At 33.6% G+C, this 12,775-nt stretch carries 14 protein-coding genes; 6 read left to right on the forward strand and 8 right to left on the reverse strand.

All coding sequences use genetic code 11. The features are described 5' to 3' along the window. Positions 1 to 27: 27 nt before the first annotated feature. The 5 genes from BLT04_RS18265 to BLT04_RS18285 form a co-directional block, all read right to left on the reverse strand. The gene (locus tag BLT04_RS18265; RefSeq protein WP_089757219.1) at positions 28 to 2,718 is read right to left on the reverse strand and encodes a PD-(D/E)XK nuclease family protein; all 2,691 of its coding nucleotides are present in this window, start codon (positions 2,716 to 2,718) and stop codon (positions 28 to 30) included. Further along, positions 2,715 to 3,251 (reverse strand): DUF922 domain-containing protein, encoded by a 537-nt coding sequence (locus BLT04_RS18270; RefSeq protein ID WP_089757220.1) that lies wholly within the window; start codon positions 3,249 to 3,251, stop codon positions 2,715 to 2,717. Before BLT04_RS18270 ends, BLT04_RS18265 begins: the two co-directional genes overlap by 4 nt. Before the next feature lie 4 nt (positions 3,252 to 3,255). After that, positions 3,256 to 3,663 carry a hypothetical protein gene (locus BLT04_RS18275; protein WP_089757221.1) on the reverse strand — a complete coding sequence of 136 codons (408 nt, stop codon included), beginning with the start codon at positions 3,661 to 3,663 and terminating at the stop codon, positions 3,256 to 3,258. A gap of 65 nt (positions 3,664 to 3,728) precedes the next feature. After that, complete coding sequence (rsmG, locus tag BLT04_RS18280; protein WP_089757222.1) at positions 3,729 to 4,364, reverse strand: 16S rRNA (guanine(527)-N(7))-methyltransferase RsmG; 636 nt, start codon at positions 4,362 to 4,364, stop codon at positions 3,729 to 3,731. A gap of 170 nt (positions 4,365 to 4,534) precedes the next feature. Continuing rightward, positions 4,535 to 5,875, reverse strand: coding sequence for a M28 family metallopeptidase (locus tag BLT04_RS18285; protein WP_089757223.1), 1,341 nt, complete (start codon positions 5,873 to 5,875; stop codon positions 4,535 to 4,537). 127 nt (positions 5,876 to 6,002) lie between these two features. Here BLT04_RS18285 and BLT04_RS18290 point away from each other — a divergent pair, with 127 nt between their 5' ends. The 4 genes from BLT04_RS18290 to BLT04_RS18305 all read left to right on the forward strand — a co-directional run bounded on the left by BLT04_RS18290 (position 6,003) and on the right by BLT04_RS18305 (position 8,755). Beyond that, positions 6,003 to 7,196: a pyridoxal phosphate-dependent aminotransferase gene (locus tag BLT04_RS18290; RefSeq protein WP_089757224.1), complete on the forward strand. Its 1,194-nt coding sequence runs from the start codon at positions 6,003 to 6,005 to the stop codon at positions 7,194 to 7,196. Between the two features lie 260 nt (positions 7,197 to 7,456). Next, positions 7,457 to 8,089: a peroxiredoxin gene (locus BLT04_RS18295; RefSeq protein WP_089757225.1), complete on the forward strand. Its 633-nt coding sequence runs from the start codon at positions 7,457 to 7,459 to the stop codon at positions 8,087 to 8,089. A 108-nt stretch (positions 8,090 to 8,197) separates the two neighbouring features. Further along, a complete protein-coding gene (locus BLT04_RS18300) occupies positions 8,198 to 8,503 on the forward strand; it encodes a thioredoxin family protein (protein WP_089757226.1) in 306 nt (101 codons plus the stop codon). A 3-nt stretch (positions 8,504 to 8,506) separates the two neighbouring features. Continuing rightward, complete coding sequence (locus BLT04_RS18305) at positions 8,507 to 8,755, forward strand: DUF6952 family protein (RefSeq protein ID WP_027375263.1); 249 nt, start codon at positions 8,507 to 8,509, stop codon at positions 8,753 to 8,755. Positions 8,756 to 8,913: 158 nt separating this feature from the next. Here the strand turns inward: BLT04_RS18305 and BLT04_RS18310 are convergent, their stop codons facing one another. Genes BLT04_RS18310 through BLT04_RS18320 form a run of 3 tightly spaced genes read right to left on the reverse strand, consistent with a single transcriptional unit; the run spans position 8,914 to position 11,171 of the window. Further along, entirely contained in the window at positions 8,914 to 9,600 is a 687-nt protein-coding gene (locus BLT04_RS18310; protein ID WP_089757227.1) for a Bax inhibitor-1/YccA family protein, read from the reverse strand. A 38-nt stretch (positions 9,601 to 9,638) separates the two neighbouring features. Further along, a complete protein-coding gene (locus BLT04_RS18315; RefSeq protein WP_089757228.1) occupies positions 9,639 to 10,091 on the reverse strand; it encodes a hypothetical protein in 453 nt (150 codons plus the stop codon). Between the two features lie 45 nt (positions 10,092 to 10,136). Further along, positions 10,137 to 11,171, reverse strand: coding sequence for an acyl-CoA reductase (locus BLT04_RS18320; RefSeq protein WP_089757229.1), 1,035 nt, complete (start codon positions 11,169 to 11,171; stop codon positions 10,137 to 10,139). Positions 11,172 to 11,230: 59 nt separating this feature from the next. Here BLT04_RS18320 and BLT04_RS18325 point away from each other — a divergent pair, with 59 nt between their 5' ends. Together BLT04_RS18325 and serC are read left to right on the forward strand one after the other, a co-directional pair. Then, a complete protein-coding gene (locus BLT04_RS18325) occupies positions 11,231 to 11,581 on the forward strand; it encodes a 4Fe-4S binding protein (RefSeq protein WP_047402186.1) in 351 nt (116 codons plus the stop codon). Between the two features lie 120 nt (positions 11,582 to 11,701). After that, positions 11,702 to 12,766: a 3-phosphoserine/phosphohydroxythreonine transaminase gene (serC, locus tag BLT04_RS18330; RefSeq protein ID WP_089757230.1), complete on the forward strand. Its 1,065-nt coding sequence runs from the start codon at positions 11,702 to 11,704 to the stop codon at positions 12,764 to 12,766. Positions 12,767 to 12,775: the final 9 nt, after the last annotated feature.

Below are 12,775 nucleotides of genomic sequence, written 5' to 3' on the forward strand. Positions count from 1 at the left end.
TAAAATGCACTTCAGAAATGGAGTGCATTATTGATAAGATTTAATATTTTCTATAAAATTAATGTCTGGGTTTAAAATTTCCAGAATCAGGCTTTTAATGGATTTCATTGCATCATCAATATTTCCTTTGTCAAATTGCAGAGAAACAACTCCTTTTCTGGCTTCCGCAAAGCTCCAGATTCCCGTTTCAACCGGAAGTCCCCAAAATTCAGGAAGACTCTGAACAACATATTGATAAATACATAGTTGTAAAGCCTGTTTACGCTCACCATTATGAAAATATGAATCCACATTTTCTTCATCAATTTTAACTGTTAAGTTTTTGATTTTAGCCGTTTTATAATCAATAATTCTCACCGTCCCGTTCAAACGGTCAATCCTGTCAATAAATCCGAAAAACGTTATTTTATCATTCTCATCAAGATAAAAATCTACATTTTCAAACCTTCTTTCAATGGCAATTATTTCAAGTTTATTTCCTTTTTTAACAAGATCAAGATCGTGATTTAATATGCTTTCAATGACTTTTTTAGCAATTGCTTTATGAATGAAATTCATTCCTTTTTCATAAAATTCAGGCTGATGCTTTAGCTTTTCAATTGCAATTTCTATATATTTATCTATTGCTTTAATTGATTCCTTTAAGTCATTTTCTTTTAATACTTTACCTTTTAATACTTCATATATTTCTTGAAGTGAATAATGAACTAAATTTCCATAATTTTTTACAGAAAGCTCTTCTTCAATTTCGTCTGTTTCAGAGGTATTTAAAATTTTTGAAAGATAAAAATCAATCGGATTATAAAGGTAGCTTGTAAGGTGTGAAGCGGAAACTTTTTCCTTCCATTTTTCCAGTCGTTCCAGCACAATATCTGTCTTCGTAAATTCAATCGGCTGGCTTAAAATTGGCTCTGAAGAATTTTCAATAATCAAATGCTCGATATGATGAGAGCTCTCCATTTCAATTTGTGTAATAAATCTACTTTTTTCACCCGTATTTACACCTGAGCTTAAGGCATTAAAAAGTAAATGAACATTTTTGGCATCCTGGATTAACCGGTAGAAATGATAAGCATAAATGCTGTCATTTTCCAGGAAAGTATGAAGATCAAAAAACCTTCTGATATCAAAAGGAATATAAGTATTTTGTGAATTTCCCAACGGTAATTTTCCTTCATTTACAGAAAGCATGATTACGTTTTCAAAATTCAGGAGACGGGTTTCCAAAAGTCCCATAATTTGTAATCCACGCAACGGTTCACCTTGAAAATCAATACTTTCAGAATTAATATGCTGATTGATCAAAATCTCCAGCGTTTCCATTTTAATTTCAAAATTATAGGGTAAGATCTGATTCTTTATAATTCTGAAAGCATTTTCGAAGTGAGAGACGTTTTCGTATTGAATATCATCTATTTCCAGCCATTTTACATGCTTGCAAAAATCGATAAGAATATCTAAATATTCGTTTGTGGAACCGGCTTTTTGAAGAAGGTTAAAATAAGAAAGTCCACTTAACATTTCTACCAAAAGCTTTCTCGATATATAAACAATATTCCTTTCTTCTATTTTTGATTTAAATTGAGAGATAACTTCTTCATCTTCAATAGATTTGGGAAGCTCTTCCAAGATAGGAAATATATCTTTGTAATAGTAGGAAGATTTGTTTTTTTCAAGCTGTTTCTGAAGATAAAAAAGCTGTTTCACTGCATTTGAAAACGACAGATTCTTTAAAGGAAAACCCATTGTAATATTCAGATTCTGAACACCATACATTACATCTAAGCTTGCAGGCAGCAGATTTTCGTCGAGTAAAACAACTGCGGTATTTGAATAGGTTTTATTGTCGATTTCTTTGAAAATTTCAGGAAGGATTTTTGTCTGAGTAACGTTTCCTGAAACTTCGTAAACTTTTATATTTTTTGGCTGGTTAAAATCATCTTCAATCCATTGAAAAACTCTGCTATCATTGAATTCCTTCCATGTTTTATGATTTCGGAGAAATTTTCCGGCTTCCTGCCTTTCATCATCAAAATAATAATGGTCAGCCTGAAAGAAGCATTGTCCTTTATCCCACTGTAAAAGGCTTCGAACCAATTTTTCTTCAACCGGAGTAAAGGCATTAAAGCCACAAAAAACAAATTTTTCAGAAGTATTTTTGGCAAAATTTTCAATTTTTTTCTTTGCCGTTTCGTGAATCATTCCTGATGTTGCCCAATTTCTTTCGTTTAATTTCTCTTTTAAAACGGGAAGGAAAATATTCATATTTCTCCAGAAATTAAGGAATTTTTTTCTAGGAACATCTTCATCATCTCCGAGGTTTTGGGCCCAGTCTTTAATTCTTTCTTCATCAAACATATACTGTAAAACTGCCTGATCACCGTCTGAAAATTTTAACATATCGTCCCAATCTTTCTGCAAAGTCGGGAACCATTTTAAAAATTCAGCAAAATCATCATTGGGGATAAGATTCAGGCTTTTGTACACGTCAAACGCAAAAAGCCATAAAGAAATTCCCTGAATCGCTTGTTTATCAGCAATTCTGTCTATCAATTCTTCAATAGTAAAAAAATTCGGAAGAAACCCTGAATATTTATTTTCCTCTAAAATCTGTTTGATAAAAACAATGGGTCTTTTCCCGGGCAGAACAATGTTAAACTCAGAAAGATCCGGGTTTTGGGCTAATAATTCGTGAATGATTTTGTTGAGAAATTTCAAGAGGCTTTATAACTTTTTAAATTGTCTAACTCTTCAGCAATAATACGATTATATTCTGATTGTTTCTCTTCAACAATACCGTTTTGTGTTTCGGCATCATAAGCTCTCTGGAAATCCTGATATGATTTTAAAACACGATTATAAATGTCTTTAAAATATTTGTCAAAATCGGAAGAAGTCTTTATTTTTTCCGCTATTTCTTTTCGCAGTTTTCTTGAAAAAAGTTCGGCAACATCAAAATGTTTTTGTTCATGCAACAAGATATAATCATTGATTTTTTTAACATCTTTCCATGATTTATCTTCATTAAAAACGGTTTCGATAGTTATTTTTACGGGTGTTTTTGGATTTGAAGATTTCACATACGAATATACCCAACCGCAATTTGTATAAGCAACGACATTGCTGCCGCGCTGATTATTAATATTACTTTTAAAATTGCTCCATTTCAATTTTACATTTTCTTTCCAGATGATTTTTTGTGAAAATAAACTATTGGAAATCAGAAAACAAGCTACAAAAATCCATTTCATTATTTTATTCTACTACAATTGTTCTGGTAATCCAATTACTACCGCCGTTCCAAAATTTAAAAGTGTAAGTTCCTGTTTGCCGAGGACTGAAATTGATCTGGTTGATTCCTGTAAAACTGCTTTGAACACAAGGCCCGTTGGTGATATATTTATATGCCGTAACAGATCTTGTCAAGTTATCATTATGAATGTAATCATAGCCGTAAAAGCCCTCACAATGAGACGGATAAGTAGAATAAGTCCTGATACTCTGAACAGTAAAAACATCCATCGTATCATTTGCAATTTTAACACTATCGATTTTTATTTTGTCGATAGATTCAATGGTCTGATAATCGTCGTCGTCATTACATGAGGTCAAAAATAATCCTAAAATTATTGCTGAAAACCCAATATTTAAAAACTTTTTCATAACACTGTATAAATTTCGATTATTACTAAAATTTGAGCAAAAATTATTCCTTAATTATGTTAAATTTAAGAATTAAAATTACCTTTCGATACATAAACAACTTTTTTTGTATCAAAAAATTCTTCATCAAAATAGCTTTTAAGATTAAAAATTTCACATTTAAGTCCGGCCAGCTCTTCTGCAAGATCGCCGCCTTTTAAATATAAAATTCCGTTATGTTTGGGATTAAACTGTTCTTTTTCAAATTTGCCTTTTAACCATCTCAAAAATTCCGGCATCTGAGTAACCGCTCTGCTTACTACAAAATGGAATTTTTCTTTTACTTTTTCCGCCCTTCCGTGGATTGCAGTGACGTTTTTCAATCCAACTCCTTCTGCAACAGCATTTACTACACTTATTTTCTTTCCAATAGAATCAATTAATGTAAACTTTACTTCAGGAAATAAAATCGCTAACGGAATTCCGGGAAAACCACCACCAGTCCCGATGTCTAAAACTTTGGTTCCCGGTGCAAATTCCATCACTTTTGCGATTCCCAAAGAGTGTAAAATATGCTTTTCATACAGCGATTCCATATCTTTTCTTGAGATGACGTTGATTTTTTCGTTCCATTCGTTGTAGAGATTTTCTAGCTGAGTGAACTGGTCAATCTGTGTTTCTGTAAGATCCGGAAAGTATTTTAATAGTAACGATATAGACATATGAATTATTATAGTTGGCAAAAATAAGTTTTATTTCACATTGTATTCAAATTAAATTCTGAATATCCGCTTTAATTATAATGCCTTTTTTAACGCAAGGCACGCAAAGATTCTTCAATTTTCTCAAATTATGGATAATCATAAAGTATTTGAATTTTCATCACCTCAGATTATTTTGCAATACTAGGAATAACAGGCAAGCTTAAATTTCCAGTGTTACTAACTGCCTGTACCGCAAAGATATAATTATCCTTTGACAACGGAATCTTAATAGAAAGCTGTGTTGTAAATATTTCTTTTTGCCATACAGGGCTATCCGTTTCTCTTATCAGCACAAAATATCCTGCCGGTGTTCCGGATTTCGGCTTTTTCCAATGTAACGTGGTAGAATTGGTAAGTTCTTTCACCTCTACTTCTACATTCTCAGGCTTTGAGGTAGATTTGGCAAGATTGGCTAGCACGGCAACATTTGCAGCAACATTTTTTTTGAGATAATCATGATCTATAAATTCCGGAAGGTCGCCATACTGAATATTTTTTTCTGTTCTTACATCCTGATGCTGATGATTGTAATTTTCATAATATTCTGTCAATCTCACTGATGGAAACCCGTAATTAACAAAGCTGGAATGATCTCCGCCACGTAAGAATCTGTCATTTCTATAGATTAATTTTACATCTAATTTTTTGACATATTTCTCTGCAATTTCTTTTATGTATCTGGCTAACTGTCTGGAATCTCCGTCATTTTCGAGTCCGATATTCCTGATTGCCATGGCTTTTTTATCAATATCCGGATAAGGAAGCCCTTCACTGAATACCCGAAGTGTGCGGTCATTTGTTTCGCCCGTTTCTCCGGCTTTAACGTTGCCGATCATGTCATTATTTAGAACAGCTTCGATTTGAAGACCTTCTTTTTTAGCTTTTTCCGCCAACATTTTAGAGCCAAGGAGCGATTGTTCTTCTCCTGAAAATGCGACAAAAATAATAGTCGCCGGAAATGAAGATTTGCTTAAAATTCTTGCTGCTTCAATTACTGCACTTACTCCGCTTCCGTCGTCATTTGCGCCCGGAGCAAAAGAAGTTCGATTCATAATATCAGTAACACGCGAATCAAGATGTCCGGAAATCAGAAAAATTCTTTTATCATTCAGGTCAGTTCCTTTTAGATATGCAATAGGATTTCCGAGGTTAACTCCCTGATCTACACGCTTTCCATCAGGCTGAAGATCCTGTTGCTGAAGATAAACTTCCATTCTCCCACCAGAATTTTTTGAATATTGTTTAAATTTTTTAAGAACCCAGTTTCGTGCTGCGCCTATTCCTTTATTTTGATCATCAACTGTGCTCAAAGTATGTCTTGTATGAAAGCTGACAAGCTTATTGATATAAGATTTTAAAGAATCAGCATTAACCTCAGAGACATATTTTGTTATTTCATCATCTTTTTTTAAACGGGCCTGCGAAAAAATGATACATGGAAAAAGCATTAAAAGAAGAAAATATTTCATAACAAGTTAATTTAAAACAGACATTTGTAAATATAATAAATCTATATCTTGGATTATTTGTTTTTTTTGATCACATTTTATTCAGATTAAGTTTTTATTATATATTTGTTTAAATGCAAAAAACTATATGGACAAACTTTCAGATAGAGTACAGAGACTCGGTTACTCGCAAACTTTTGTAATGTCTAACAAGGCTAGAGAAATGAAAGCCAACGGAATAGATGTTATCAGCTTAACTCTCGGCGAACCCGATTTTGATGTTCCCGATAATATAAAACAAGCCGCTTTCGATGCTATTAACCAAAATTACAGTCACTACTCTCCTGTTCCGGGATTTTTGGAACTTCGCCAGGCAATTTCTGATAAACTTAAAAGAGATAATAGTTTAGAATATAAACCTACACAGATTTGTGTTTCAAATGGTGCAAAACAGGCTATTTTAAACGTTTTGGCATCACTGCTAAATGATGGAGACGAGGTCATCCTTCCTAATCCGTATTGGGTAAGCTATGATGAAATGGTAAAAATGATGGGTGGAAATTCTGTAATGCTTCCGACATCTTATATTACTGATTTTAAGATCACTGCAGAGCAACTGGAAGAAGCAATTAATGAAAAAACAAAAGCAATTTTGTTCAGCTCACCTTGCAATCCTTCTGGTGGTTATTATACCTATGACGAATTGAAATCTTTAGCTAAAGTTATCGCTAAATATCCTCATGTCACGGTAATTTCGGATGAGATTTACGAATATATCAATTACGAAACAAAAACAACTTCCATCGCCCAGTTTCCGGAAGTGTACGAACAAACTGCGGTAATCAACGGAATGTCAAAAGCTTTTGCAATGACAGGCTGGAGAATCGGATATTCTGCCTGCCCGGAATGGCTGGCAAAAGCCTGTGAAAAAATACAGGGACAAATGACGAGCGGAGCAAACACAATGGCGCAAAGAGCTTCCATCACAGCGTTACAAACCAATCCTTCCGAGTACAAATTTATGATCGATGCTTTCAAAAAGAGAAGAGATCTTGTGTATGATTTAATTAAAGAAATTCCGGGTTTTAAGGTTTTGCTGCCAAAGGCTGCCTTTTATTTCTTCCCTGATATTTCTCATTATATTGGTAAAACTTTAGACGGAACAGAGATTAAAGATTCTGATGATTTCGCTATGTTTCTTTTAGAAAAAGCTCATGTGGGCTGTGTGGGAGGAGTTTCTTTTGGAAGCCCGGAATGTATCCGATTTTCATATGCAGCTTCAGAAGATGATTTGAGAGAAGCCATGAAAAGAATTAAAGAATTACTCGAAAAATTTAATTAGTCTTAAAAATTTTCATCTTATTTAAAAATCAAGTCTAAGTTTAAAAGCTTAGGCTTTTTTATTTTTTTCTAATAGACGAAACCTTAATCAAAAATAAAAAATTTGTTTATTAAAATAGTGAAAAACACCAGTTTAAACACATTTTATTCTATTTTTAATCAAAAACAATTATAGATTTTATTTATCAATATCAACTTGTTCGATAGACAAAATAGTTATATATTTGCATCAGAAAATTATAATATAAAAACGAGAAAATTATGTCTTTAGTAGGAAAAAAATTCCCGAATGTAACAATCGATGCAATGTCTGAAATGGGTGATGATCTTAGAATCAACATCTTTGAAGAAACAACAAAAAACCAGCAGAAAGTAGTTTTGTTCTGGTATCCGAAAGATTTCACTTTTGTTTGCCCGACTGAGCTTCACGCTTTCCAGGAGGCTTTAGGTGAATTTGAAAAAAGAAACACTAAGGTAATCGGTGCTTCTTGCGATACAAACGAAGTGCATTTCGCTTGGTTGAACGTATCAAAAGATAACGGAGGTATTGAAGGGGTAACTTATCCAATTTTGGCTGATACACACAGACAGTTGGCAAATATGTTGGGAATCGTTGATCAGGATTTCGAATTTGATGAAGAAGGAAATGAAATTTTCACAGGTTCAAACGTAACTTACAGAGCAACTTATTTAATTGATGAAACCGGAAAAATCTTCCATGAGTCTGTAAATGATATGCCTTTGGGAAGAAACGTAAAAGAATATTTAAGATTAATTGATGCTTATACGCACGTTCAGAAGCACGGTGAAGTTTGCCCTGCAAACTGGGAAGAAGGAAAAGAAGCGATGAAAGCCGACAGAAATTCTACTGCTGAGTATTTAGCTAAGAACTAATACAATGTGTTAATTTGAAAATGAGATAATTTGAGAATTAGTCACATTGATTATTTAAGAATTATCTCATTTTCTATTTTAGTAAATCCCAAATTTTCAATTTAAATTATGTATACAGAATTAACAGAAGATACGCTGCAAAATATTGTAAGCGACAATGAAAAAGTTGTGGTGCAGTACGGGGCAACCTGGTGCGGAAACTGCAGAATAATGAAACCGAAATTCAAAAAATTAGCATCGGAAAATGAAAACATTCCTTTCCTATACGTAGATGCAGAAAAATTACCGGAAAGCAGAAAATTAGCCAAAGTTGACAATTTACCTACTTTCGCGATCTTCAAAAATGGTGAATTGGTGAATCAGGTTCAATCTAATCAGGCTGAAAGTTTAATTAATTTATTTAACGAATTATAAGCTATGAAATTACCCGTAATCAGACAATTTTACCAGAACCAAACGCCCGAAAATCTTGAAAAAACATTAGAGGTTTTGGAGAGCTTCAGCGAATTCAGAGGTACAAGTGAAGAGGACTTAAACGTTGCAGGTGAGTTAATTACAAACATCTGCGGAGCCTTGGAAGTTCACGCCAACGTACAAAACGGAATGAGTGAAAAGGATGCTTTAAATTCTTTTGCTCAAAAGGTTTTAGGATCCATTGATAAATAGCTTTTTTATTAAAAGATTGAAAGATTTAATAATTGAAAAATTATTGACTTCACATAAAAAATCCCGATGAAAAGACATCAGGATTTTTTGGTTTATAAAAATGAATTTAAACATTTTGAAAAATTCATAATTTAAATTCATAATTTATCACTTTTACATTAGCTTCTTCTGCTCATAAGAATACTTAAAATATACCAGAACAGCAACATAATAGATGCAAAAAGCTGTAACGAAGCTCCCACATATTGGTTGACACCATAAGAATCTTTAAGCTTACTTGTCTGATATAAGATCGTAGCAGAAGCCAAAATCACCATTCCTACAGAGAACCAAAGTCCAAGATTGAACCCGAAAAGCATTCCGCCAACGATCAATCCCAGTGAAATAAATCCACCGATTACGATGATATTCCTTAAAAAAGAAAAATCTCTTTTGGAAGTAAACGCTACTGCAGAAATTCCGGCAAACATCGCCAGAGTAAGCATTGCCGCCTGATAAATCACCTGTCCGCCAGAATAAACAATTGCTATATAAATCAGAGGCAAGAAAATTACCGCTTCCAATAAAATATAAAATCCGAGGCCGAAATACTGTGTTGCCTTACTTTGAGAAAGAGACCATTTTGTAGCTAAAACCGAAGCCAGCCAAAATACTCCGATAATCAATAGCCAAGCGTACCTTTGAGCAAACATTGCCAAGATCAATTGTTCCGGAACCACTTTTAATAAAACCGTTTCAACCCCGATAAATAAAAGGATTGATACAGCAACGTGTAAATACGTTTTTTTGTAAAAACTTGCCTTTTCCACGTCTTTAGAATTCGCAACTAAAACATCTGTCATCATAGTTTATATTTTTATTTAAATATATAAAATTAATTTATTTATTTTGTTTGTTTATAAGGCTTAATTCCTAAGATTTTGCCATTTTCTTCAAAAACAGCCGTAATAATTTCTTTAGGCTCAGTCGACTTATCATCCGAATATTTATACTGAATCATTGGGTAATTACCACCTCCGATCAACGATTTATAGCCTGTTTTAAAGATTTCAAGCTTTTTATCAAAATGAATATCTTCCGTCAGCCTTTTATAGACTTTATCCGTAACAGCTGTTTTTGCATTGTCAGAAAGCAGACTTTCCATTGTCTTTTTATCGGAAGTTTTTAATGCGGTGATAAACTGCACAAATTTCCCGTTGAATAATTCAATTTTGTCTTTGCTGAGCTCAAGCTTTTGCTCAGTCGTCTTGGCTTCTTTTACGGTAACGCTTTTTACTTTCTGTGAAAAACACAGGTGAACTGCAAAAACAGAAAGAATTAAAAATATTTTTTTCATAAAATTCGGTGATTTGATGTAAATTATTATTTAAGACAAAGACAATTAAACCAGCTCTAAAAACTTCATTGTGTCAACATTATCTGCATAGGTGTCTAAACTTGGGTTTTGCGCCTGCCCAAAAGCAATGGTATCAAAACCCAGTCCATTTTTCGCAACCACACATTGAATATTCTCTTCATTTTCAGCAATAAAGCTTTTAACATCCTCCAAAGAAGAATATCTGCTGAAATTAATTACAGAAAGTGGGCTAAACAGTTTATCATCTTCTTTTAACATAACGAAATTATTATCCCAAAATTGTTCTTGATTTAAAAGGTAAACCGCTCTGTTGTATTCGTAATTATTCGCATATTTATTATGATTGATAATATCCTGAAAATCAATGAAACTTTCAAATAATCTGTCAATAACAAAATCCTGCGGAATAAAAATTCTTGTTACATTTCTGCAACCTAAACCGAAATACTGGAAAATATCATTCGCTAAAAGTTTTAATTCTTCTACAGTTTCATCACCTTTCAGAACAGCAATGGAAGTTCTGTTTTTTCTGATGATATTTAAATGGTTTTTAAAATAATATTCAAGGTATCTTGCTGTATTATTGCTTCCTGTAGCGATTACGGCATCGAAATTCTCTAATCTTTCAACAAACTCATATTCAACATTATCATTAGAAAATTCTTTCCATTTTTTCAACAAAAAAGGAATCATGTATCTGTCTTTTGAAGACAATTTGATTACCGGAATATGATTGCTCAAAACCACAGAAATCACATCATGAAATCCCACCATAGGAATATTTCCGGCCAGGATCAATCCTACTCTTTTAGGGATTTTTGAGATCGTATATGCCTGAATCCAATTCTTTATATTTTCTTCGGTTAATAAATCTGCCCATTGTTTTAAGGCAAATTTCTGATTTTCAATTGTGAACCACTGGTTCTCTATTTTTGATTTTTCTAACAATAACTCAAAATCAGAATCATTTTCATTATAATCCTCAGGATTCTTTGTTAAAAAATCTTTAATATAATTGCTTACCTTCGTAAGTCCTAAAACTTGATTTTCAATATTCATAATTACTGTAAAATTGGGGAATATTTTGTAATTTTGTGCAAATTTAAAAAAAATTAGCGATGGCTATTAAAATAACTGATGAATGCATTAATTGCGGGGCCTGCGAACCAGAGTGTCCAAATAATGCAATTTATGAAGGAGCAGTAGATTGGAAAGCTTCCGAAGGTACTGAGCTGAAAGGTACAGTAACATTAACATCAGGACTCACTGTGGATGCAGATTCACCACAGGAGCCCGTAAGTGATGATGTGTATTTCATTGTAACAGATAAATGTACGGAATGTAAAGGCTTCCATGAAGAGCCGCAGTGTGCAGCGGTTTGCCCTGTTGACTGCTGTGTTCCGGATGAGGACCATGTAGAATCAGAAGAAGCACTGCTTAATAAAAAAGCATTCTTACACGGTGAATAAAAAACGCCGTCTCATCAAGCATGAGACGGTTTTTTTAACTATAAACTTGAAAAAATCCAATAAAATATTAATTCTGAAACCGCAAGAGATTGATATTCTTGCAAACCAAAAAATAAAAATATGAGCAAAAAGCACAACTTCAGCGCAGGACCATGTATCTTACCACAAGAGGTATTCGAAAAGTCGGCAGCAGCTATTTTAGATTTTAACGGTATAGGATTGTCTCTTCTTGAGATCTCTCACAGAAGCAAGGATTTCGTTGCGGTAATGGACGAAGCGCGTGCCATTGTAAAAAGACTGATGAATTTAGGCGATGATTATGAAGTTTTGTATTTGGGTGGTGGTGCCAGTCTTCAGTTTGCGATGGTGCCTTATAACTTGTTGAAAGTTGGCGGAAAAGCAGCTTATCTAGATACAGGAACCTGGGCTGCTGGAGCTATAAAGGAAGCAAAAAAATTAGGAAATGTAGATGTTGTAGGTTCTTCGAAAGAGGAAAACTACTCTTTCATTCCAAAAGATTATACGGTAGGATCAGAGTACGATTATTTTCATTGTACTTCAAATAATACAATTTACGGAACTCAGATGAAGTCTTTCCCTGAAGTGGAAACTTTGATGGTTTGCGATATGAGCTCTGATATTTTCTCAAGACAGCTGGATTTCTCAAAATTTGATTTAATCTACGCCGGAGCCCAGAAAAATATGGGACCTGCGGGAGTTACTTTAGTAGTGATCAAAAAAGAAATCCTTGGAAAAACAGGAAGAGAAAATATGCTTTCAATGTTAGATTATTCTCAGCATATTTCTAAAGAATCAATGTACAATACGCCACCGGTTTTCCCTGTATATGCGTCTTTACTGACTTTGCAACATTTAGAAAATAATGGAGGAATTGCAGCTGCCGAAGCCAGAAACGAAGCAAAAGCAAAACTTTTGTATGACGAAATCGACAGCAATCCGTTATTTGAAACGTTCTGCAAAGAAGAAGACCGCTCGTTGATGAATGTTTCATTTAAATTAATCGATGACAGCAAAAAAGAGGAATTCGACGCTGCATGGAAAGCTGCCGGAATCAGCGGACTGAACGGACACAGAAGTTTGGGAGGTTACAGAGCAAGTTTATACAATGCTTTACCGATCGAAAGCGTGCAGGTTTTGGTGGATGTAATGAAGTCTGTTAAATAATTTAAATAT

It is taken from the genome of Chryseobacterium soldanellicola, assembly GCF_900100115.1.
GTDB lineage: Bacteria > Bacteroidota > Bacteroidia > Flavobacteriales > Weeksellaceae > Chryseobacterium > Chryseobacterium soldanellicola.